Source organism: Algoriella xinjiangensis (assembly GCF_900115015.1).
Lineage (GTDB): Bacteria > Bacteroidota > Bacteroidia > Flavobacteriales > Weeksellaceae > Empedobacter > Empedobacter xinjiangensis.
On the sequence record NZ_FOUZ01000004.1, the window covers coordinates 227003 to 249851 of the forward strand.

Consider the following 22849-nt stretch of genomic DNA (forward strand, 5'->3'; position numbering starts at 1 on the left):
CGAAAGAAATGCACGAAGAATATCCATTGCAAAAGCGTTTGCAACAGTTGAATTTTGATATGTACTTGAATTGAACATTTTATTCTTCGTTATTTAAAGGTTAAACTTTATGATTTTTATCAGTGCAAATTTATGAAAATAAAATTCACATTTCCAAATAATTAAGCAAAATAAATTTATATAGACTTGACTTCTTGCTTTTTGATGATAAAATTAACTTCAAGAAAAATTGGAATTCTATAACTAGTTAATAGAATTCCAATCTTAGTAATTATGATGAAAAATGATTGGTTTAAGTTTTAGTTAGATTAAGTCTCTTAGTTGATAAATGCAAATTTATCTTCGAACATTTTTCCAATAATTGGCAAAGGTTTTTTAACTCCGTTTGCAGCATTTATAATTCCGATAATCATTAATATAAAATTAACTAATCCTAAAATTGATAGCATTCCAATTCCTGTTACACTGATTAAAATGTTTAGAATAATTACCCAAATAAATGAAAAAATAACTAATCCTAAACTTTGTTTTAAGTGATATTTTAAAAAATCGTCTGCTTTATCTTTTCCTACGAAATAAGCGATTATCCATCCAATAAATGTGATGTACGATACAATTGATAATGTTTTGTTGTCCATAATTTAAATTTTTAATGTAGTTGGTTGATTTATTATCTTTTACAAATTTGGTTGATATAATTTAAATCAACAAACTTTTGCTATTACAGTTTTACTACTAATCCTTATAAAACGACTACAAAACGACTACAGATTTACATAATAAAATACAAATCAATTATTTAAAGCTTTTCAGACAATTAAATGGCTATAATTTTATTTTTTTATGACCAATTTTTTCCGATTTTTGGTAAATGAATAAACTTCTGCCTTACCTAACTTTTTTATTTATAAGCATTTCTGTTCTTACAAATGCGCAAAATTCTTATTTAGATAGTTTAAAAAACGAATTAAATAAGGAGAATTTGTCGAGTAATAAAAAATTTAAGTTGTACAATCAATTATCAGAGTTTAATAGAACGACAGATAATTACAAACAAGCCGATTTTTATATCAATCAACAAATAAAACTTGCTAAAAAAGAAGAAAATAAATTAGAACTTGTAAAGGCATATACGCAACGAGGCATTATTTATGACAATCAACAAGCGTATGATAAAACACAAAAATCATTAGATACTATTCAAAATATTGTAAAAGATTTACCTGATTTTTTACCTAAAGTCTATCACAAATTTTTGATTGCTTATCATCAAATTGCATTAGGCGATTTTGAAAGTAGTACAAAAACTGTTCAAGCTTTTTTGTCAAGATTAGAGGAAACACCAAACGAATTTGTTTTAAAATCTAAGTCAAATTATTTGCTGTATGCCGCGCATGCAACTTGGAATGATGCAAAAAATGCGACTATTTATGCAGAAAAATCGTTGAAATATGCAGAAGAATCTGGCGATAAAAATTTATTGGTTTCGGCTTATACAACTTTGGCTGTTGCACAATCGCTAATTTATTCGGAAACAGAAAATGCAAAAGATTTGAAGCTATTAATTGATACAAGTAAAAAAGCAATTGAAGTTCGAGGTAAATATCCAAACCAAGTATCGACCTATAATTACGCCGTTGCTTTGTTGAATATGTCAAATTATTATTTGAATTTCACTAATCTATCAGCAAAAATACAAGAAGAAATTAAACAAAATTGTTTTGAAGTAATCGAACTGTGTAAAACAATTCCGCACACGCAAAATACTGTTGCAAGCGCATTGGGAATTCTAAGTAATTTGGCAATGAAAAACAATGATTATGCTTTAGCAGAACAGTATTTATTAAACGCAAATGAGACTCTTTTAACACAAAAACCTTTGTCATATTATACTTTATTAAGTGTTGCAGGAGATTTGGCAACCGTTTATAATAGACATGGTGATTATAAAAAAGCTTTTGAATTTCAGAAAAAAGCAACCGAATATACCGATTTGTTATACAATCAAACTCAAGCGGAAGCAACAAAAAAATTAGAAGCCGAATTTCAAAGTAAACAAAAAGAAGCCGAATTAAATTCGTTAAAAGCAAAGGCTAATAGTCTTAAAAAAGAACGCATTTTGTATATTTTTCTTGGTGTTGCAGGTATAATTGGTGCATTTTTTATGTTCAGATCCTATCATTATAAATTAAGATATTCTATCGGAAGAGAAAATCAATTGAATGCAGAAAAACATGAAGCTGCTATACAATTAAAATTACAAAACGAGGAACAAGCGCGCATGCAAGCCGAGCAAGAATTGATGTCGTTGCGTCAACAAAAATTGCAAGACGAAGTTTTGGCAAGTCAATTACATTTAGAACATAAAAATAATGTACTAAAAAATTTAAAAAATAAATTAGGTAACGAAACTTCTGTCGATATAAAAAGAGTAATAAAAGAAGAATCGTTGTTGGATAATGATTTAGAAAAAACACAATTTAGAATTCAGGAATTACATCCAAATTTTTTCAAGAATTTATCCGATCATACCAAACAAAAATTAACTCCTTTGGATCTTAAATACTGTTCTTATATTTATTTGGGCATGGATACCAAACAAATTGCAACTATTTTGAATGTTGAACCCAAAAGTGTACGCATGACAAAATATAGATTGAAACAAAAATTTGGGTTGACAAAAGACGATGAATTAAATACTTTTTTTCATCAAATAATTTCTTAAAAAATGAAAGACAACTAAATTTAGATCTATCTAATCGTTAAAGAATTAAATAAAACCATATAATATTTTTCAAAACACTTGTAGTCTGCGTGGAAAAGATTATTTTTGCCTATTCGACAAATAGAATATGAAAAATATCCGTAATTTCTGTATTATAGCCCATATTGACCATGGTAAAAGTACCTTGGCCGATCGTCTATTGCAAGTAACTAATACGATTTCTGATCGTGAATTACAAAATCAAACTTTAGACAATATGGATTTGGAACGCGAACGTGGTATCACCATTAAATCGCATGCCATCCAAATGGAATATGAAAAAGATGGTGAAAAATATATATTAAACTTAATTGACACTCCTGGTCACGTAGATTTTTCTTACGAGGTTTCTCGTTCGATTGCTGCCTGCGAAGGTGCTTTGTTAATTGTAGATGCTGCGCAAAGTATCCAAGCTCAAACCATTTCTAACCTTTATTTAGCGTTAGAAAATGATTTAGAGATTATCCCAGTTTTAAACAAAATCGATTTACCTTCTGCTAATCCAGAAGAAGTAACGGATGATATTGTTGATCTTTTGGGTTGTGCTCCCGAAGACGTTTTACGTTGTTCTGGAAAAACAGGAGAAGGTGTTTTAGAATTATTACATACCATTATAGAGAAAGTTCCTGCGCCAGTTGGTGATCCAGATGCGCCGTTACAAGCCTTAATTTTTGACTCTGTTTACAATCCTTTCCGAGGTATTGAAGCTTTTTATAAAGTTGTAAATGGTCAAATAAATAAAGGTGATCAAGTAAAATTTATGGCAACCAATAAAAAATATGGTGCCGATGAAATTGGAACTTTAAAGTTGAACCAAGTAGAAAAGAAAACGATTAAAACTGGAGATGTTGGTTACATTATTTCTGGAATTAAAGACGCTTCTGAAGTAAAAGTTGGTGATACAATTACCTTGGTTGATAATCCTGCTGCTGAAGCTATTGATGGTTTTGAAGAAGTAAAACCAATGGTTTTTGCTGGTATTTATCCAGTTGATACAGAAGATTACGAAGATTTACGTGCATCAATCGAGAAGTTACGTTTAAACGATGCTTCATTAACTTTTGAGGCAGAATCTTCTGCTGCATTAGGTTTTGGTTTCCGATGCGGATTCTTAGGAATGTTGCATTTAGAAATTGTACAAGAACGTTTAGAGCGCGAGTTTAACATGACCGTTATTACAACTGTACCCAATGTATCTTACGAAGCATATTTAGAAAAAGATCCAGATAAAATGTTCCCGGTTCATAATCCATCTGAATTACCAGATCCATCAGGATTAAACCGTGTAGAAGAGCCATATATTCGTGCTGCAATTATTACAAAATCTGAATTCGTAGGTCCAGTAATGGGATTATGTATTGAGAAACGTGGTGAATTACAATCTCAGAATTATTTAACACAACATCGTGTTGAAATGATTTTTAATATGCCTTTAGCCGAAGTTGTTTTCGATTTTTATGATCGATTAAAATCAATTTCTAAAGGATATGCTTCTTTTGATTATTCGCCTTCGGGAATGAAAGCTTCAAAATTAGTAAAAGTTGATATCATGATTCATGGTGAAATTGTAGATGCTTTATCTGCTTTAATTCACGTTGACAATGCCTATAATATCGGGAAGAAAATGTGTGCAAAATTGCGCGAATTAATTCCTCGCCAACAATTTGATATTCCTATTCAAGCCGCTATTGGTGCGAAAATTATCGCTCGTGAAACAATTAAAGCTTTACGTAAAGATGTAACTGCAAAATGTTATGGTGGAGATATTTCTCGTAAACGTAAATTATTGGAAAAACAAAAAGCAGGGAAAAAGAAAATGCGTCAAATTGGACGTGTAGAAGTTCCACAATCAGCCTTTTTAGCTGTTTTAAAATTAAACGATTAAGATTAATTTATATATTAAAAACCACTCAATTGAGTGGTTTTTTTTGCTTAATATTATGTGTTCCTGAAACAAGTTCAGGATGACTTTATTTTATAGATTCCTCACTGCGTGCAGAATGACAAATCTTATTTAATAATTCAGTATAAATAAATCTATTGTCAAGCTGAAATAAATTCAGCTTCGCATACTCTAAATTTTTACAAGTTTAAAACTTAGTAATTTTATAAATCATGTGTTCCTGAAACAAGTTCAAGATGACTTTGTTTTATAGATTCCTCACTGCGTTCTGAATGACAAATCTTATTTAATAATTCAGTATAAATAAATCTATTGTCAAGCTGAATTCATTTCAGCTTCGCATACTCTAAATTTTTACAAGTTTAAAACTTAGTAATTTTATATATCATGCGGCACTAAAACAAGTTCAGGATAACTTTGTTTTTATAGATTCTTCACTGCGTTCTGAATGACAGATTCCACTTCAAGTTTATATTTATTTCAGCGTTGCATTTTTATAAACTACAATAAAATTCCTAACTTCGTAACAGTACAAAACTCACACATGAAAAATTTACTTTATACAACAATTACATTAGCTTCAATTACGGCTTTTGGACAAAATATTTCAAATCAAACAATCGATCAAGTTACAGAAAATGCAATCAAAACATTTAATGTTCCAGGAATTTCTGTTGCCGTTATAAAAGACGGAGCAATTGTACATTCTAAAGGTTATGGTGTAAAATCAATCAAAACAGGAGAAAAAGTAAATTCTTCTACCAATTTTGGAATTGCGTCAAACTCGAAAGCTTTTACAGCAGCAGCTTTGGCAATTTTAGTTGATGAAGGAAAAATAAAATGGGATGATAAAGTCATTGCAATTATTCCCGAATTTAAAATGTACAACGATTATGTAACCAAAGAATTTACGATTCGTGATTTATTAACGCATCGCAGTGGTTTAGGTTTAGGTGCAGGAGATTTAATGGTTTGGCCAGATGGTCATAATTTTACACCAAAAGATATCATTCAAAATATTCATTTTTTACAACCCGTTTCAGGATTTCGTGCAAAATATGATTACGATAATTTACTTTATATCATCGCCGGAGAAGTTGTAGAGCGAGTTTCGAAACAAACTTGGTTAAATTTTATTACGGAAAGATTGTTAGAACCAATCGGAATGAATCATACTGCGGCAAGTTGGAATGTTTTAGTAGATCGCAAAGATGTAATTGATCCACATGTACCGATTGATGGAAAATTACAAGTAATTGAGCGTTATAAAAATCCAATTTTTGATGCTGCTGCCGGACTTTATTCTAATGTTGATGACTTAGCAAAATGGTTGCAATTTCAGTTAAACAAAGGAAAAGTAAACGGAAAACAACTTATTTCTGAGAAACAAATGCAAGAAATGATTACGCCGCAAACGTTACAATCTATTCGTACAACGGCTCCTTACAATTCGTTATTCAAAGCCTATGGTTTGGGTTGGCAATTACAGGATATGAACGGAAAATTAGAAGTTTCGCATACGGGTGGATTAGAAGGAATTGTGACACAAACGATGTTTTATCCACAATTAAATCTAGGAATTGTTATTCTTACAAATCAGCAAGAAGGTTTAGCTTTTCGTGCAATTTCTAATACAATCAAAGATTTTTATTTAGGAAATAAATCACAAGATTGGGTAGCAAATTATGATAAAATCTTAAAACAAAATGTTGCCGAAGCAGATGTTATTACAGACGAAGTTTGGAAAACCGTTGAAGCTAATAAAAAGAATAAAGCCATAAAATTTGACATTAAAAATTTAGTTGGAACCTACAAAGACAATTGGTTTGGTGATGTTGAAATTTATGAGAAAAAAGGAAAATTAATTTTCGAATCAAAACGTTCGCCGCAATTAACGGGAGAAATGAGTTTTTACAAAGACAATACGTATGCTGTTAAATGGAACAATCGTTACTTTCATGCTGATGCTTTTGTTTTTGCAGAAATGAACGATGGAAAATTAGTTGGTTTTAAAATGAAACCGATTTCTCCATTAACCGATTTTAGCTACGATTTTCAGGACTTAAATTTTACTAGAAAATAAAACTAATTCTGTCTGTTTCTAGAAAATGAATTGATACATAAAGTGTTTTAAACTTTGTCTATCAATTCATTTTCATCATATTATTTTTCAAATTATTATACCACATGAAATTAAAAGGATATTTGCTTGGGCTTTTATCATCCATCTCTTATGGACTGATTCCATTGTTTATTTTACCACTAAAAAAAGTAGGATTTTCTATGGATACAACCTTATTTTATCGTTTTTTATTTTCTGCTTCTATACTTGGTTGTTATCTTTTAATCAAGCAAAAATCTATAAAAGTTGAGCCAAAACAAATCGGAATTTTAGTTTTATTGGGATTATTTTACGGAATTTCATCCGACTCATTATTTATTGCCTACGATTATTTAAACGCAGGCGTAGCTTCTACTCTTTTGTTTATTTATCCATTAATTGTAGCAATAATTATGGCTATTTTTTTCAAAGAAAAACTAACTTTTGCTTCAATATTAGCAATCGTTTTTACTTTAGTTGGAGTTGTTTTATTGAGTATAAAAAACGGAGAATTCAATCTAAATTTAATTGGATTGAGCATTGTTTTTTTAAGCGCTTTGGGTTACGCATTATATATTGTTACAGTGAATAAATCAAATGTAAAGAACTTGAATGGAATGGTTTTAACATTTTATTCGTTTTTAATTACTTCTATTTATTACGGCACAAAATTAATTATAGGTAAAGGTAATTTTGCAATTCCGTCGTTAGAAACTGGAATCAATATTGGTATTTTTGCTTTGGTTACAACCGTTATTTCTAGTTTAGCATTGGTTTATGCCATCAAATATATTGGTTCTACACCAACATCTATTTTGGGCGCTTTTGAACCCGTTGTTGCTGTTTCTATTAGTGTTTTGTTATTTGGCGAATATTTTTCGATGAATTTAGCTTTCGGAATTCTACTCATTATTTTTGGAGTTATGCTTAATATTATCTCTGATGCCTATGCTTCTAAAAAAGCACAAATTTTATAAACGTTTACATTTTAAAGCAATAATTATCTGTTAATTAATAATTTATAAAAAATAATTAATTAAAATTTAATTACTTATATATAATATTGTTATAAATTTGTAGCCAATTTTAATAAATTTATGAAAAAGATTAGGCTATTGTTTATCATGATTTGGTGCATTTTTGGTATCAAAACATTTTCGCAAACAATTATTTCTGATGAATATCAATTAACCAATAATTTATTGAATAAAAATGGATTCAATTCATTATCAATAACTTCTGGTGTAACTACACCGCTTAGTGCTTTTAGCGAAGACAATATTACGTACAATTCTGATAAACGAGATATTTTTAAAGTTGCCGATTTAGAAGGACTTAAATATACGGGAGATAATACGTTATTTGATGATTATACCATTACCATTATTTTTAGCATGAATCCTAAAAAGCGTGGATTTAATCGTATTATTGATTTTAGTAACGGTAAATTAGATGATGGTATTTATGATAATGATGGTGAACTAACATTTTATCAAACTCAAGGAATTACAACACCCTTACTTCCTAAAGCAAATTCTACTTATACACAATTAACTATCACAAGAAAAGGTAGCACAAATGAAGTACAAGTTTATGTAAATGGAACTTATATCAATAGTTTTATTGATTCTGATTTAAAATATAAATTTCCAGATAACCGTCAAATAAATTTTATAAAAGATGATACTAATGAGCAATCTATAACTAATGTAGCGTATTTAGGTGTTCATAATCGTATTCAAACTGCAGCAGAAATTAGTGCTACTTTTGATAAAACTCTTGAAAAATATAGTAACAATTCTTACTATTTTATCAAAAATCTAAGCAATACAACTGCAGATAATAACCTATTTATCAACCCAAACACTAATCAACAAACTACTTATAACTACTTAAAAGTTTATGATAGTAATTGTGGATTGAATAGAGATATAATTTCATTAGAAAATAATACCGAATTAGTTTATCAAAACAATGTTACGATTTTTAACGATTTTTCTATAAACATGTATCACCAATTATCAACAACTTCGGGAGTTGATTTTAAATTACTTGATTTTGATAATGGGAATGCTGAAGCAGCAATTTATCAGAAAAATGACATGCTATTTTTCGGTAATACAAATAGTAATATTACCTTAGATTCTTCTCAAAATTTTAATTTATTAACTTTTACAAAAGATGGTTATTCAAAACGAATTAATGTTTATGTAAATGCAGTTTACAAAGGTTATTTTGATGATATTAATGATATATATAAATTTAATTCTGAAGGAAAATTATACATTAACCGTAAAGATAATTTAGCAGCAAATACAATTGCAACCAATAATATTGCTTTTTTACAAATAACAAGTAACATACAAATTCAAAGCGATATTACTGCCACAAAAATTGCTTTATGTTCTAAAACTATTGATAGAACATTCAATTTTAATAATACATTACTTGATAATTCAAAAAAACTAGGACTTAGACAATCAATCTCAAATAATAATAGTTTTGAAACTGATTTATTTGAAAATTGTGCAACAACAACCAATACAATTTATAAAATAAACCCAACTACAAAACTTACTTTTAACGATGCTCCGGGATTATATTACAAAGATTATACTCTAAATTTGTATTACAACAATAGTCAAAACGTAAACAAAACACGACTGATAGATTTTATTAGCAATAATCCTATTGATGGTATTTATCACCACCAAAAAAATATTATTCTTATTGCAAATGGTGTTGAAACTAGTTTTCCTATTAACCTATCTTTTGCTACAAATTATAGTATTTTAACTATTACCCGAAATTATCTAACAAAACAAATTTCGCTTTATACAAATGGTGTAAAAATAGGGACGTATCAAGATACAAATGATAATTTTATTATAAATGATAGTGGAGATATAAATTTATTAAATAATAGTGATTCAACATTAAACCCGATTAAATTCAGTTCAATTAGTGTTAAAAATAGAATACAAACCGATCAAGAAATTGCACTATTATTTACTTCTACTTGTATATTTAGTTTTAATGAGACATATCTATTTAAAAATACATTAGATAATGAATTTAAATCTAACCAATTAACACCTGCTTCTAATAATGACGAACATCTTAACAATACTTTTTTGACAGATGTTAATACTATTTGCGGTACTGATACCAATTTTTACAATGTAAGCAATCAATCTAGCCTTATATACCATACGCCAAATGCAGATAAAATAAAAGATTATACCATTAATGTTTACTTTCATATTTTACCAAATGAAAACACGCTTAATCAGTTAATCGAATTTGATAACGGTAAAACAATTTCACTTTCAAATACAAATAATTTAGTTTTTGAAGCGGGTTATAATTCAATCGATATTTCGACAGAATTACAAGCAAAATATAATCTATATACCTTTGTATACAAAGCGTCTACAAAACAATTTACGACGTATATAAATGGAACATTTTTCGGCACTTTTATCGATTCACAAAATTATTATCAATTCCCTAAAACTGGAAATTTGGTTTTATTTAAAAATTCTGCTGCGATAATTAGTAATTTAAATATCAAGGACAAAATTAGTACACAAGATCAAACTGATGCTTTTGGACAAAATTTATGTATCAAAATAATTGACCGCGAATTTCCATTGTTTCTAAATTTAACAGATAGTAAAGGACAAACTTCTTTTACGCCTGTTTCTTATATTAATGAGCATACAAAAAGTACGTTTATACAAGACTCAGTTGTTAACTGCGGAGTTAGTAGAAACGTATATTATGTTGCAGATAATGCAGGATTAAATTTTAATGAAGGACGAGCATATTTTTATAACGATTATACAATTAGTATGTATTTTAGACTAAATCCTTTTGAAGAAGATCATAAATGGTCAAGATTAATTGATTTTAGTAATGGTAGAGAAGATGCTGGTATTTACAGATTAGCTGGAGCCTTAAATTTTTTCCCAAAAGGAGATGTTGGAGCTGGATTATTATCAAACTCGCATTTAGAATATACTTTATTAAGCTTAACTCGAAATCATCTTACCAAAGAAATAAGAGTTTACATCAATGGTGTTTTTGCAGCAACTTATCTTGACGACAATGATTTATATCGTATTCCGAAAACAGGAAACATCATTTTCATAAAAGATAATGAGTATGACACCCCATATCCTTACGAACAATCGCCAACCAATTTGGCTTATATCAGAGTATCAAATACCATTTTAAACGATGTACAAATTTCCAAAGTTTTTGATAATTTATGTACGTCAATTGCATGCACGCAACCGCCAACAAAAACAGGAAATAAAATACCGTCTAAAGTCGGAATTTCAACACAAAAACAAACAAATTCTAATTGGCCTGCAAACATAAATGGAGGAAATTTAGTGTTAGAATCTAAAGAAAAAGGACTTGTAATTCCACGTGTTTCTTCTATAGATACAGCTTTTAAGCCCGAAGATTTATACGAAGGAATGATTGTTTATGACAAAGACGAAAGTTGTATTAAGCTTTACAATGGTCAAACGTGGAAATGTATCACTGCAAATTGTGTTCAATAATGAAAGCTATTTATTCAATCATCCTTTTATTTTGCTTTAATTTTTCACAAGCACAAATAGGAATTGGTATTCAAGATGTAAGAGGCGCTTCAATTCTTGATTTCGGTAAAAATCAAATTAACGGAATTGTTTTACCTTATAACGAAACAACAAATAATGCTGTAAATGGTACAATTAGAGTTGATAAAACAACAAATAAAGTACAATATTACAATGGATTTAATTGGATTGATCTTACAGATTCTGGGCAAATACCAGCAAACATGTACATCAACAACAACGATGAAGTAGCAGACACGCAAGGTGTTGTGATAAGCGATACTGGAGATGCACAAGCGCCTGGAGTTTTGGTTTTAGAATCAACAAACAAAGCATTAACACTTCCGCATATTGATAATCCACATTTAACAATAGTAGATCCACCAATTGGTATGATGTGTTACGATACTGTCAGTAAAACCATTGCCATTTTTAATGGTCTAGAATGGTATTTTTATAAATAATTCTTAAAACCTTCCAATTCCGATTGGAAGGTTTTATTTTTGCAATATGAAACGAAAATTTAATCCTGAAGGTTGGAACCGAAAAGAGCATTTTTCAATGTTCTCTGCTATGGATAATCCATATGTCGGTATTGTTGCAGAAGTTGAATGTACAAAGGCATTTCATTTTTCGAAAGAGAGAAAACAATCGTTTTTTGCAACGTATTTACATTGTTCTATGCTTGCAGAAAATAGCGTAGAAGAATTTAAATATAGAATAGAAGATGATGAAATTTATATTTATGATCAATTAGATTGTGGTACAACAATTGGTCGAAAAGATGGAACTTTCGGATTCGCTTTGATGAGTTTTACTGAAGATTTTGATGTATTTAATCAGCAATTACAAGAGCAAATTGCAAGTGTAGAAAACTCGGTTGGTTTACACATCAAAAACGAAGAAATTACCATTGGTTTGGTTCGTCATTCTACATTTCCGTGGTCAAGATTTACGGGTTTAACGCAACCATCTAATTTCGGAACAAAAGAATCTATTCCTCGAATTATTTTTGGAAAAGCTTATTTTGAAGGCGAAAAAATGTATATGCCCGTTTCTGTAGAAGCCAATCATGGTTTTGTAGATGGTTTACATTTAGCCAAATATTTAGAAGAATTTGAAAAACAATTAGCAAAATATTAAACAAAAAACGTCGGAAATTAATTTCCGACGTTTTTTTAATATCTTAATTCACTACAACTTTTTTATTCAATTTTCTTCCCCAATAAATAATATAAATTGTTCCGATAATTGTAGGAAAAATCCAAGCAGTTACATTACCTCCATATCCCAATCCTGCAACTATAAACGCCGTTACAGAGGCAATATATGCGCCAACCATTCGACCAATGTGCGCCATCGTCCATCTTTTATAATTTTCTGCATCCTTGTAAAATACAAAATCTTTATAACACATAAATGCGCCTAACGCTCCAAAAATAATATAAAGTATTCCTAATCCTTTACCAGTTAAAAGTGGATAAACGCCATAACAAATCATCATAAAAGAAGTAAATAACATTATGCCCGAAATAACGCGATCTATCTTATTTTGATAGTTTTTGCGTTTATATTTCAATACGTTATTTCCGATTAAAATCATATAAACAGTAAAAATTCCGATAGTAATTAAAAACGGATTGTGATGATTAGGAAAACAACAAATAAAAAATGATAAGAAAGAACTAATTAACATTCCAATCGAGAATATTTTTCCCATTTTCGTGTGTAATTGATTTCCTTTTTTTGCAAACAAAATTGCTGTTCCTGCAAGTAATCCTATTCCGCCGAAAAAGGCATGAATGTAAATCAACGTTTTTATAACTGTTTCCATATAGATTAATTTGAAATAAAAGTAAACTACAGAAATTTAAAAATGAGATTTATTTTACCGAATTGTTGATTTTGTTGGATGAATTGTAATTAAAAAAGAATCAATTAGGTTCTTTTTATTAATTTCCGCAATAAGTTGAATAGCCAAAAGGCGAAAGTGTTATGAGAACATTGAAATGATTTTCTCCTGCTATTTTTTACTCGACCATTTTCGTCGGTTATTTTTTTGATGATAAAAGACTGATGGCTTCATTAATCAAATCATACTCGTAACCTTTGTACAATAAAAAAGCTTTTACTTTATTCAGTTTCTTAAATGATTCACGTTCAGAATAAAGAGAATCATATTTTTTTTGAGCTAATTTCTCAAGATTATTCCAATATTTTTCGGGATCAATTTCAGTTTTAAATGCTTTATCAATCATTTTAAAATCAATTTGTCGCATTTTTAATTCTTGACGAAGTCGATTTCTTCCCCACATTTTTTGATTTACTTTTCCACGAACATAACTGTGTACAAAACGTTCTTCATTCAGAAAACCATAATCAATTAACTTGAAAATTATTTCGTCTTTTGCTTCTGGAATTAAATCAAATTCGCGTATTTTTTTCTCCACTTCCCAATGACAACGATCTTGATAAAGACAATATTTAGCCATTTTATCTTTGATTTCATTAATCGTATATATTTTTTTGGAATTATCTTTTGAGAAGTTATTCATACAGCAAATTTAAGGAATAATATATAGTTTCTCTATTTGTAAACATTTGAGAAACGTTTATTTTATATTTCTATATTTGCAACAAACACCATATTTTAATATATTATGAATTCTAGAATTTCTATTCTTGATGGACTGAGAGTTTTTGCTATTTTAATTGTAATGATTAGTCATTATTTAAATTGCTATAATTTAGATGGAAACCCTATTTTACAAATAATTGCTAAATACGGTTATTTTGGTGTTCCATTTTTCTTTATTATTTCGGGTTTTGTTATCCTATATTCTTTAGGAAATACAAAAACTTATACAGAATTCTTAAAAAAACGATATATAAGATTGGCTCCCGCAATGTTTATATGTTCATTAATTACATTTTGCTTTTTCTATTTTATCTATACAGGCCCAGATTTTGTTAATTCTAAATCTTTTGCAAATCTATTAATTGCAAATACTTTTATAGATCCACATATTTTTAATTTACCTTCTGGAACTTTAAAATATTATTATATAGACGGTTCTTATTGGAGTTTATGGGTTGAAGTATGTTTTTATCTAATGATTGGATTTTTATATTATAGAAATAAAAAAACATACATTCGAGATTTTGTAATAATCTGTGTCATCTTTTTTCCTATTTATTTTATTTTAAGTAGCGATACAGCACATCATATATTACAAAAACAGTTCAATCTTAAAAAAGAAACACTTGATTATTTTCATTTACTAAGTCGATGTTTTGTTATTTTTAGAGAAAGTTTTTGGTTTATGATTGGTATGTTTCTTTATAAACTTTATAACAATAAATCTGATAAAAAATATATTGTCTTTATTATTATATGTGCTTTAATACTTGTATTACAAGAAAAACTAGACCTTGGCGTTGTCTTACTAACAATATTTACGTTAATTACTTACTTTACATTCATTTACAATCCTAAGTATTTAAACTTCTTAACCAACCCAATTATTACCAAAATTGGTGTTAGTTCTTATTCTATCTATCTTATTCATAGTTATCTTGGAATGGGAATTATAAAGATGTATAATAAATATGTAGGTCACGAATCTTTTGTAATCTATTTTCTTGTCATATTTATTGTTTTACTTTTCGGACTATTTAGTTATAGATATTTAGAAAAACCTCTTTCTAATTTATTAAAAAAACTATTATTTAAGTAAATTAAAACATGATAATCAAAAACTCGTCAAGCTGAATTTAGTTCAGCTTCGCATCAAATAAAAACTAAAAATCTATTTCTGAAAAGATTTGATAAATAAAAAAAGGAACTGATAATCAGTTCCTTTTTTTATTATTTTATAATCAACTTATTATGCTTTTTTCAGCTCAGCAATATAAGCTTCTGGATTTTCTGCATTAAAAACTGCACTTCCTGCAACCAAAGCATCTGCACCAGCTTCTACCAATTTACTTGCATTTTGAACGCCAACACCTCCATCAATTTCGATGATAACATCAGCTCCTGCGTCTGTAATCATTTTCTTTAATTTAGAAACTTTGCTGTATGTATTTTCGATGAATTTTTGACCACCAAAACCTGGATTAACACTCATGATTAAAACCAAATCAAGGTCATTAATTACATCTTCTAAAACAGCAACTGGCGTATGTGGATTAAGAGCCACACCAGCTTTCATACCTTCTGCTTTTATCGCTTGGATTGTACGGTGTAAATGCGTACAAGCTTCGTAATGAACAGTCAAAATATCTGCACCAACTTTTTTGAAATCTGCTATAAAACGATCTGGATCAACAATCATTAAATGTACATCTAACACTTTGTCTGTTAACGAATTTATTTTATCAATAATTGGCATTCCGTAAGAAATATTTGGGACAAAAACGCCATCCATTACGTCTAAATGAAACCATTCTGCTTGAGAATTATTTACCATTTCGATGTCTTTGGCTAAATTTCCGAAATCGGCTGCTAAAATTGAAGGTGCTACTATTGGCATAATCTTTTTGTTTTGTTTGTATTTGTTTTGCAAAGGTAATGGAAATAAAAAAATCGCTGATAATTCAGCGATTTATATTTTAGAAATTATATCCTACTCGAAAACCTAAATCGAGCATAGCACCAGTTCTTACTGATTTATTTTCTATACAATTTATATTATCATAAGTATAACTATAATATCTTGATAGATAAGCTTCGCCTAAAACTGTATAAAATTCGTTAAATTTAATCTAAAAACACCTTATTGTCAATAAAATTATACGGCTCTTCGTCCGTTTTTTCTTCATTAATAATAAAATGAATCGATTCTTTTGTCAAAAACAAAAATGTATAATGATCTGCTTTTTCGTCCGATTCTCTATATTCAAAATAATCATCGCCTTTTACGCACCAAAATCCTTTATCCTCGGCATACGTTACACGATCATCAGTATAAATTGTTTTGAAATTAACGGTTAATGTGCCGTCAATTTTTCTGGTTACAATCCAACTATTTGTTTCGCCTATAAAAAATTTTCCATGATCTGTACCCGACCAAACTCCAACAAATCGTTCATCAACTTCTGTCGATTTTATAAACTGTATTATTCCTTTATCCTCGCCTTCATTCATAAATTAAAACTTAATTAAAGTTTCTTTAAAATCTTCAAATTATTTAATTCTTCATCCGAAAAGGGTTTACTTTGCTCATGGGATAAAAACTACAAAATTATGGAAAATAATATGCTTAATCAACATCCGGCTGATGTCGCTGAACAATTAGCGAGATTAGACATAAAAAGTAGAAATATTGCATTTTATATGCTTTCTAATGCTGAAAAAGTTGATGTTTTCTCCTATTTTGAACCCGATATACAACAAGAAATCGTTAAAAGTTTAACGGATAAAGATTTGGCTGATGTCTTAAATAATCTTGATCCTGATGATAGAACCGAGCTTTTTGAGAACTTTCCTGACGAATTAATCAAGCATTCAATAAACCTATTAAACCAAGAAGAACGCAGTATTGCGCTAAATTTAATTGGGTACAAAGAAGATAGTATTGCGCGTTTGATGACGCCACATTATATACAAGTAAAAGAATATTATACGGTAAAACAAGTTTTGGCGCACATCAAAAAATATGGTAAAAAGGCCGAAACCTTAAATTATATTTTTATTGTTGATGGAAAAAATAGATTAATTGATGATTTAAAAATTGGCGAAATTTTATTGGCTGACGATGACACAAAAGTATCAGATTTAATGGATCATAATTTTGTTTCTCTAAAAACAACTGTTCCTATTGAAGGCGCTTTTGAGATTTTTGATAAATATGATCGTTCTACAATTCCAGTAATTACAGAAAACAATGTTTTGGTTGGTATTGTAACTTTTGATGATATTTTGGATCGAATGAAAATTCGCGATACAGAGGATATTCAGAAATTTGGAGGAATGGAAGAATTGGATGTTTCGTATACCAAAACACCTATTGCCGAATTAATTAAAAAACGTGCTGGTTGGTTGGTTATTTTATTTGTTGGCGAAATGTTTACAGCTTCTGCAATGAGTTATTATGATGCCGAAATAGAAAAAGCAGTTGTTTTAGCACTTTTTGTTCCATTAATTATTTCGAGTGGAGGAAATTCGGGTTCGCAAGCAGCTTCACTAATTATTCGAGCAATGGCTTTGGGCGAAATAAAGCTGAAAGATTGGTGGTATGTGATGAAAAAAGAATTGTATTCTGGTTTAGCTTTAGGAGGAATTCTTGGATTGATTGGTTTTATACGAATTACAATTTGGGAAAAAACGGGTATTTATGATTATGGTGAATATTGGGTTTCTATTGCATTAACTGTTTCCTTATCCCTTGTTGTTATTGTGTTGTGGGGAACATTATCAGGCTCATTGGTGCCTTTTATACTTAGACGAATAGGTTTTGATCCTGCAACAGCATCATCACCATTTGTGGCAACTTTGGTTGATGTTTCGGGATTGATTATCTACTTTTCTATTGCTGCAACTTTACTGAGCGGAAAATTACTATAAACAAAAAATCCAGCTTCTAAGAGGCTGGATTTTTTTATTTTACTTTTCTTTCTATAAATTCGATATTATATTCTTGATAATTAAAATAAATCACATTTTCTATAAACCTAATTTGATTTTCATTTAAAATTTCAAAATTATAAACATTTGTCATTTTAGTAACTTCATTATACTGATAAAGCTTTTCCCCTTTTATCCACCATTTACCTTTCTGAACAAAATTTTTATCATCTAAATTTTTAGATTTAATACTAAAATTTATAATAAACGTTCCATCTGCATTTCTTGTCATTGTCCATTCTTTTGATAATCCTTTTACTTGATTATCTTTTTCACTTCCTTTCCAAACGCCAACAAAACGAACATCTTGTACACCATCAGTTTGATCGTATGAAAAACCATTTATTCTATCATTCATATCCAACATTTTTTTCATAGATTTTACCATGAAAATAGAATATTTATCTTCGTAATAATCCGTTAAATCTTTTGTTTTTTGTTCTACAAATTTTTCTAACCTAAAACCTAAAGGATATTTCTTATTTTTTACTTTAAAATTAACTTGATTTTGATTAATCTTATAAGAATATCCATTATTATATTCTTCTCCAATTTCTGTGTAGATATCATCTTTAGTATACCAATGCCCAACTTCCTTTGCATAAATAGAGTCATTATTATAATTCACTTCTAAAAATAACGTAAATGTACCATCCGCTTTTCTATCAATAAAAGCATTTCCTTTTACGGGATCATTTTTTGCCGGATAGATTGTAGAACTCCAAAAACCAACAAGATTTTTATCCATTGTTTTTTGAGCAAACAAAAAGTTGAAGAATAGGATTGAGAATAAAAAAGATAAAAGGATTTTTTTCATTTTTTTGTAGAATTTAGTTGATTCAAAAAAAGCAACTTTTTCAAGTTGCTTTCTATATATTATCTTCCGATATATGTTTTTAAGATTTTAGATCTTGAAGTGTGTTTTAATCGGCGAATTGCTTTTTCTTTAATTTGACGAACACGTTCTCTTGTTAAGTCAAAAGTTTCTCCAATTTCTTCTAACGTCATTGGGTGTTCTCCATTCAATCCGAAGTATAAACGAATTAAATCTGCTTCACGAGGCGTTAAAGTTTGCAATGCACGTTCTATCTCTACACGTAAAGATTCGATCATTAATTGCATATCTGGTGATGGAGATTCTCCGATGTTTAATACATCGTATAAGTTAGAATCTTCTCCTTCTACTAATGGTGCATCCATAGATACGTGACGACCAGAGTTTTTCATCGACTCTTTTACATCTCCTTCAGACATATCCAATACTTCAGATATTTCTTCTGCAGATGGCGCACGTTCATGCTCTTGCTCTAATAAAGCGTATGCTTTATTAATTTTATTAATAGATCCAATTTTATTTAATGGTAAACGTACAATACGAGATTGTTCTGCTAATGCTTGTAAAATAGATTGACGAATCCACCAAACGGCATAAGAGATAAATTTGAAACCACGGGTTTCATCAAAACGTTGTGCTGCTTTAATCAAACCTAAGTTACCTTCGTTAATTAAATCGGGTAAACTTAATCCTTGGTTTTGATATTGTTTCGCAACAGAAACTACGAAACGTAAGTTTGCTTTTGTTAATTTTTCTAAGGCAACACGATCTCCTGCTTTGATACGTTGTGCTAACTCTACTTCTTCCTCCGCTGTAATCAAATCTACTTTACCAATTTCTTGTAAGTACTTATCCAACGACGCAGTTTCACGATTTGTTACCTGCTTTGTAATTTTAAGCTGTCTCATTTAACTAAAACCCTCTTATTTATAATGATTAATATCGATTTCTTTTGGTGAATTATTAACACCTCTATATATGTATACGCAGATAACTGAAAAAGGTTACAAAAAATTGTAAAAGAATTAAAAATTAACATCTTAAAATTTCATAAATCATTTGAGCAGCCAATTTTGAGGTCGAGTTATCAACATCAAATTGTGGATTATACTCCACTAAATCAAAAAGTTTTACTTTGTTTGAGTTCATTAAAACTTTCAAAATATATTTAACCTGAAAAGGCGACAATCCATTAATTGTTGTCGCACTAACGCCAGGCGCATACGCCGCATCAAAAACATCCATATCTAAGGAAACATAAATTGCATCAAATTGCGCAATATATTCTCTAATTTTATCTAAAGTTAAATTTAGATTGAAATGAACTTCGTCTGCCAAAATAAAATTTACATTTAATTTTTCTGCACGCGCAAATAAAGCTGTTGTATTTCCTAATTCCTGAATACCAATTGGCATATAATTAAACAAAATATCATGTTGCTTACAATATTCTGACATTTCGTAAAAAGGTGTTCCAGATGTAGAAATTGGCGTTGGTTTGCGCAAATCGAAATGTGCATCAAGATTAATAATTCCAATTTTTTTGCAATTTTTAGCAAATGCCAAAAAATCTCCCAAAGCCGTTTCGTGCCCACCTCCAATTACAATCGGAAAATGATTTTGTCTTAAAATAGTATCAACTTGATGAATTTGCTCTTCTCTTGCTTCTTCTAAATTATGATCGTCACAGTAAATATTTCCTACATCAAATATTGAATTATTAGCTTCGAAATGAACAGGTAAATTTGCTAAACTTTTTCTGATCAAATCTGGTGCATCTTTCGCGCCAATTCTTCCTTTATTACGCTCAACACCTTCCTCAGAACAAAAACCAACAATTACTTTTTGTTGTGATATAGTTTCTTCTAAAGTCGAATAATCTTTAATAATTTGATGAATTCTTAAACCCAATTCTCCGTCTTCCGAATCAATTCGTCCAGTCCACAATTCTTTATTAAAAGGTGTTTTTTTCATTATTTATAAAATTTTGGCAATGATAAATTAAATTTAACCGTAATAATTCGAATGATTGCTATCATCGCACCCGAAACAATAAAATTTATATTACGATCTACACCAAAACTATCTAAAACTAAATAAATAATTCCGCCAGCAATACACGCAGTTGCGTAAATTTCTTCGACAAAAATAGTAGGCGTTTTATTGATTAAAATATCGCGTAATACGCCACCCATAACGGCTGTAAACATTCCCATCATCACCGAAATAAAATCGTTTGCACCCAAAGACTGTGCTTTTTCTAAACCTACAATTGTAAATAATGCAATTCCAAGTGTATCAAATAACATCAATGTTGTACGTAATTTTGAAAAATATCGATAGAAAATTCCGGCAAGAAAAATTCCGGCAAAAACGGCATAAATAACATTCATATCCGCAATCCAAACCAAAGGATAACTGTTCAAAAATAAATCGCGCAAAGTACCGCCACCAATTGCCGTAATAAAAGCAAAACATGTAATACCGAACCAATCATGCTTCTGTCTTTCATCTGCCGCCAAAGCACCAGAAATAGCAAAAACTACTGTACCGAATAACTCGAAAATATATTGAATTTCTATCATTTAGAAGTTGAATTTAAAATGGTCGGCAAAGATAGTGAAAGCTTTTTAGAAAGATCTTTTAATGACTTTTAAACTTTGGTAACGATAAATTATACTTCACCGCAAGTAAGCGAATTGCCACAATAGCACCACCAGAAACAAAAAAGTTAATGTTTCGACTCACATCTAAATTCCACAAAACCATGTAAATTATTGCACCACAGAGACAAGCAAATGCATAAATCTCTTTCTTGAAAATGATTGGAACTTCGTTCAACATCATGTCGCGAATTACAGAACCAAAAACGGCTGTAAACATTCCCATAATGGGCGCAATTACAGGATCAATTCCTAATCGAAGCGCTTTTTCTAAACCTACAATTGTAAATAATGCAATTCCAAGCGTATCAAAAAGCATAAATGTTTTTCGTAATCTGAGTAAAGGTGAATAAAAAATTGCAGCTAAAACTACACCAATTGTTACGGCGTAGATTAAATTAACATCTTTTATCCACATAACTTCTACAGATAATAAAATATCACGAATTGTTCCACCTCCAATAGAAGTTAAAAAAGCAATAAAAGTTACACCAAACCAATCGTTTCCAGACTTTTCATCAGCTGCTAACGCGCCTGAAATACCGAAAAATAGCGTTCCAAAAAGTTCAAAGAAATACTGTATTTCCATGTTAATTGTATATTAGTAATTAAATTGTAATTTACCTTAAAAGAACAAACTTATCATTATTTATGATTATTAAATAATTAATAAGTGTAAAACTATTCTATGGAAAAAATAATTCAAATAAACATTAACAAGTACCTTATCCTTTTCGGTTCAATTATATTTATATTATTTGTAATTGGTTTATTTATTTTTGATGATAGAACCTTAGTAGAGGTTTCACTAATATTCTACATAACAATAGTTTTAGTATCCCTATTAATTATAGAATCTATGTATACAAAAGTTATTCTATCAGAAAATGGAATACTTAAAAAAACATTATTTACAAAAAAATATTATTCTTTTGAAGAGATAAGTTCAATTGATATTTATAAAAATAGAAGATTTATACAAATCAATAAAAACCAAAATTTTATAACTATAGGATGGGATTATTCAGATTATAATCTATTTAAAACCAACTTAATTACAACTGTAAGAAAAAATAATATTAAAATAAATAACAGAGATAAATGGTGGGATTAACACACAAATTAGGTTTAAGTCATAAGTTAAAAAAGGTTAGATATAAGTTCTATAATAAGTAAAAACCATCTTGTCATTCCGAGCGCAGCGAAGAATCTCTCCAATCGTTTCCCTCTCCATCTATTTCCCACCCCGTCATCCTGAACTTGTTTCAGGAACACAAGTAGTTTTGAGTTGTAAGTATTAAGTTCTAAATCTTAAGTCTTAGTTCTCTTTTCCTTGACTTTA

General features: G+C 29.4%; 19 protein-coding genes and 1 pseudogene. 10 read left to right on the forward strand and 10 right to left on the reverse strand.

What is annotated here, in order from left to right; translation table 11 throughout:
* Nucleotides 1–317: 317 nt before the first annotated feature.
* The gene (locus tag BM072_RS05255) at nucleotides 318–638 is read right to left on the reverse strand and encodes a DUF4870 domain-containing protein (protein WP_092907261.1); all 321 of its coding nucleotides are present in this window, start codon (nucleotides 636–638) and stop codon (nucleotides 318–320) included.
* A 233-nt stretch (nucleotides 639–871) separates the two neighbouring features.
* Here BM072_RS05255 and BM072_RS05260 point away from each other — a divergent pair, with 233 nt between their 5' ends.
* From BM072_RS05260 to BM072_RS05290, 7 genes are all read left to right on the forward strand, one after another.
* Nucleotides 872–2725 carry a helix-turn-helix transcriptional regulator gene (locus BM072_RS05260; RefSeq protein WP_092907263.1) on the forward strand — a complete coding sequence of 618 codons (1854 nt, stop codon included), beginning with the start codon at nucleotides 872–874 and terminating at the stop codon, nucleotides 2723–2725.
* 127 nt (nucleotides 2726–2852) lie between these two features.
* Nucleotides 2853–4649, forward strand: coding sequence for a translation elongation factor 4 (gene lepA / locus BM072_RS05265; RefSeq protein ID WP_092907265.1), 1797 nt, complete (start codon nucleotides 2853–2855; stop codon nucleotides 4647–4649).
* 562 nt (nucleotides 4650–5211) lie between these two features.
* A complete protein-coding gene (locus BM072_RS05270; RefSeq protein ID WP_092907267.1) occupies nucleotides 5212–6750 on the forward strand; it encodes a serine hydrolase in 1539 nt (512 codons plus the stop codon).
* Nucleotides 6751–6854: 104 nt separating this feature from the next.
* On the forward strand, nucleotides 6855–7745 hold the full coding sequence (locus BM072_RS05275) for a DMT family transporter (RefSeq protein WP_092907269.1): 891 nt from the start codon (nucleotides 6855–6857) through the stop codon (nucleotides 7743–7745).
* Nucleotides 7746–7892: 147 nt separating this feature from the next.
* Nucleotides 7893–11342, forward strand: a complete 3450-nt coding sequence (locus BM072_RS05280) for a hypothetical protein (protein WP_092907271.1) — start codon at nucleotides 7893–7895, stop codon at nucleotides 11340–11342.
* A complete protein-coding gene (locus tag BM072_RS05285) occupies nucleotides 11342–11845 on the forward strand; it encodes a hypothetical protein (RefSeq protein ID WP_092907273.1) in 504 nt (167 codons plus the stop codon). The genes BM072_RS05280 and BM072_RS05285 overlap by 1 nt, the downstream gene beginning before the upstream one ends.
* A 46-nt stretch (nucleotides 11846–11891) precedes the next feature.
* Complete coding sequence (locus BM072_RS05290) at nucleotides 11892–12524, forward strand: CatA-like O-acetyltransferase (protein WP_092907275.1); 633 nt, start codon at nucleotides 11892–11894, stop codon at nucleotides 12522–12524.
* A gap of 43 nt (nucleotides 12525–12567) precedes the next feature.
* Here BM072_RS05290 and BM072_RS05295 read toward each other — a convergent pair whose 3' ends face one another.
* Together BM072_RS05295 and BM072_RS05300 are read right to left on the reverse strand one after the other, a co-directional pair.
* Nucleotides 12568–13215, reverse strand: a complete 648-nt coding sequence (locus tag BM072_RS05295) for a DUF2306 domain-containing protein (RefSeq protein ID WP_092907277.1) — start codon at nucleotides 13213–13215, stop codon at nucleotides 12568–12570.
* 217 nt (nucleotides 13216–13432) lie between these two features.
* Complete coding sequence (locus BM072_RS05300; RefSeq protein WP_092907279.1) at nucleotides 13433–13936, reverse strand: regulatory protein RecX; 504 nt, start codon at nucleotides 13934–13936, stop codon at nucleotides 13433–13435.
* A 105-nt stretch (nucleotides 13937–14041) separates the two neighbouring features.
* Here BM072_RS05300 and BM072_RS05305 point away from each other — a divergent pair, with 105 nt between their 5' ends.
* Entirely contained in the window at nucleotides 14042–15118 is a 1077-nt protein-coding gene (locus tag BM072_RS05305) for an acyltransferase family protein (RefSeq protein WP_092907281.1), read from the forward strand.
* A gap of 150 nt (nucleotides 15119–15268) precedes the next feature.
* On the opposite strand, the gene rpe is transcribed toward BM072_RS05305, so the two are convergent.
* Nucleotides 15269–15916: a ribulose-phosphate 3-epimerase gene (rpe, locus tag BM072_RS05310; RefSeq protein WP_092907283.1), complete on the reverse strand. Its 648-nt coding sequence runs from the start codon at nucleotides 15914–15916 to the stop codon at nucleotides 15269–15271.
* Between the two features lie 227 nt (nucleotides 15917–16143).
* A complete protein-coding gene (locus tag BM072_RS05315; RefSeq protein ID WP_092907285.1) occupies nucleotides 16144–16530 on the reverse strand; it encodes a hypothetical protein in 387 nt (128 codons plus the stop codon).
* A gap of 93 nt (nucleotides 16531–16623) precedes the next feature.
* On the opposite strand from BM072_RS05315, the pseudogene mgtE reads away from it, so the two are divergent.
* Nucleotides 16624–17949, forward strand: a pseudogene (mgtE, locus tag BM072_RS05320) (magnesium transporter); the annotation flags it as partial.
* Nucleotides 17950–17983: 34 nt separating this feature from the next.
* Here mgtE and BM072_RS05325 read toward each other — a convergent pair.
* The 5 genes from BM072_RS05325 to BM072_RS05345 all read right to left on the reverse strand — a co-directional run bounded on the left by BM072_RS05325 (nucleotide 17984) and on the right by BM072_RS05345 (nucleotide 22096).
* Nucleotides 17984–18826 (reverse strand): hypothetical protein, encoded by an 843-nt coding sequence (locus BM072_RS05325; protein ID WP_125113511.1) that lies wholly within the window; start codon nucleotides 18824–18826, stop codon nucleotides 17984–17986.
* A 59-nt stretch (nucleotides 18827–18885) separates the two neighbouring features.
* Nucleotides 18886–19752, reverse strand: a complete 867-nt coding sequence (locus tag BM072_RS05330; protein ID WP_092907291.1) for a sigma-70 family RNA polymerase sigma factor — start codon at nucleotides 19750–19752, stop codon at nucleotides 18886–18888.
* A gap of 124 nt (nucleotides 19753–19876) precedes the next feature.
* Nucleotides 19877–20818 (reverse strand): formimidoylglutamase, encoded by a 942-nt coding sequence (gene hutG / locus BM072_RS05335; protein WP_092907293.1) that lies wholly within the window; start codon nucleotides 20816–20818, stop codon nucleotides 19877–19879.
* On the reverse strand, nucleotides 20818–21429 hold the full coding sequence (locus BM072_RS05340) for a trimeric intracellular cation channel family protein (RefSeq protein ID WP_338061006.1): 612 nt from the start codon (nucleotides 21427–21429) through the stop codon (nucleotides 20818–20820). Before BM072_RS05340 ends, hutG begins: the two co-directional genes overlap by 1 nt.
* A gap of 58 nt (nucleotides 21430–21487) precedes the next feature.
* A complete protein-coding gene (locus BM072_RS05345) occupies nucleotides 21488–22096 on the reverse strand; it encodes a trimeric intracellular cation channel family protein (RefSeq protein WP_092907295.1) in 609 nt (202 codons plus the stop codon).
* Between the two features lie 99 nt (nucleotides 22097–22195).
* Here BM072_RS05345 and BM072_RS05350 point away from each other — a divergent pair, with 99 nt between their 5' ends.
* Nucleotides 22196–22621 carry a hypothetical protein gene (locus BM072_RS05350; protein ID WP_092907297.1) on the forward strand — a complete coding sequence of 142 codons (426 nt, stop codon included), beginning with the start codon at nucleotides 22196–22198 and terminating at the stop codon, nucleotides 22619–22621.
* The last annotated feature ends 228 nt before the right edge of the window (nucleotides 22622–22849 follow it).

Bases quoted from the DNA above. Each gene is read 5' to 3' on its own strand.
- BM072_RS05255 (WP_092907261.1), bottom strand. From the start codon at position 638: ATGGACAACAAAACATTATCAATTGTATCGTACATCACATTTATTGGA.
- BM072_RS05260 (WP_092907263.1), top strand. From the start codon at position 872: ATGAATAAACTTCTGCCTTACCTAACTTTTTTATTTATAAGCATTTCT.
- lepA (WP_092907265.1), top strand. From the start codon at position 2,853: ATGAAAAATATCCGTAATTTCTGTATTATAGCCCATATTGACCATGGT.
- BM072_RS05270 (WP_092907267.1), top strand. From the start codon at position 5,212: ATGAAAAATTTACTTTATACAACAATTACATTAGCTTCAATTACGGCT.
- BM072_RS05275 (WP_092907269.1), top strand. From the start codon at position 6,855: ATGAAATTAAAAGGATATTTGCTTGGGCTTTTATCATCCATCTCTTAT.
- BM072_RS05280 (WP_092907271.1), top strand. From the start codon at position 7,893: ATGATTTGGTGCATTTTTGGTATCAAAACATTTTCGCAAACAATTATT.
- BM072_RS05285 (WP_092907273.1), top strand. From the start codon at position 11,342: ATGAAAGCTATTTATTCAATCATCCTTTTATTTTGCTTTAATTTTTCA.
- BM072_RS05290 (WP_092907275.1), top strand. From the start codon at position 11,892: ATGAAACGAAAATTTAATCCTGAAGGTTGGAACCGAAAAGAGCATTTT.
- BM072_RS05295 (WP_092907277.1), bottom strand. From the start codon at position 13,215: ATGGAAACAGTTATAAAAACGTTGATTTACATTCATGCCTTTTTCGGC.
- BM072_RS05300 (WP_092907279.1), bottom strand. From the start codon at position 13,936: ATGAATAACTTCTCAAAAGATAATTCCAAAAAAATATATACGATTAAT.
- BM072_RS05305 (WP_092907281.1), top strand. From the start codon at position 14,042: ATGAATTCTAGAATTTCTATTCTTGATGGACTGAGAGTTTTTGCTATT.
- rpe (WP_092907283.1), bottom strand. From the start codon at position 15,916: ATGCCAATAGTAGCACCTTCAATTTTAGCAGCCGATTTCGGAAATTTA.
- BM072_RS05315 (WP_092907285.1), bottom strand. From the start codon at position 16,530: ATGAATGAAGGCGAGGATAAAGGAATAATACAGTTTATAAAATCGACA.
- BM072_RS05325 (WP_125113511.1), bottom strand. From the start codon at position 18,826: ATGAAAAAAATCCTTTTATCTTTTTTATTCTCAATCCTATTCTTCAAC.
- BM072_RS05330 (WP_092907291.1), bottom strand. From the start codon at position 19,752: ATGAGACAGCTTAAAATTACAAAGCAGGTAACAAATCGTGAAACTGCG.
- hutG (WP_092907293.1), bottom strand. From the start codon at position 20,818: ATGAAAAAAACACCTTTTAATAAAGAATTGTGGACTGGACGAATTGAT.
- BM072_RS05340 (WP_338061006.1), bottom strand. From the start codon at position 21,429: ATGATAGAAATTCAATATATTTTCGAGTTATTCGGTACAGTAGTTTTT.
- BM072_RS05345 (WP_092907295.1), bottom strand. From the start codon at position 22,096: ATGGAAATACAGTATTTCTTTGAACTTTTTGGAACGCTATTTTTCGGT.
- BM072_RS05350 (WP_092907297.1), top strand. From the start codon at position 22,196: ATGGAAAAAATAATTCAAATAAACATTAACAAGTACCTTATCCTTTTC.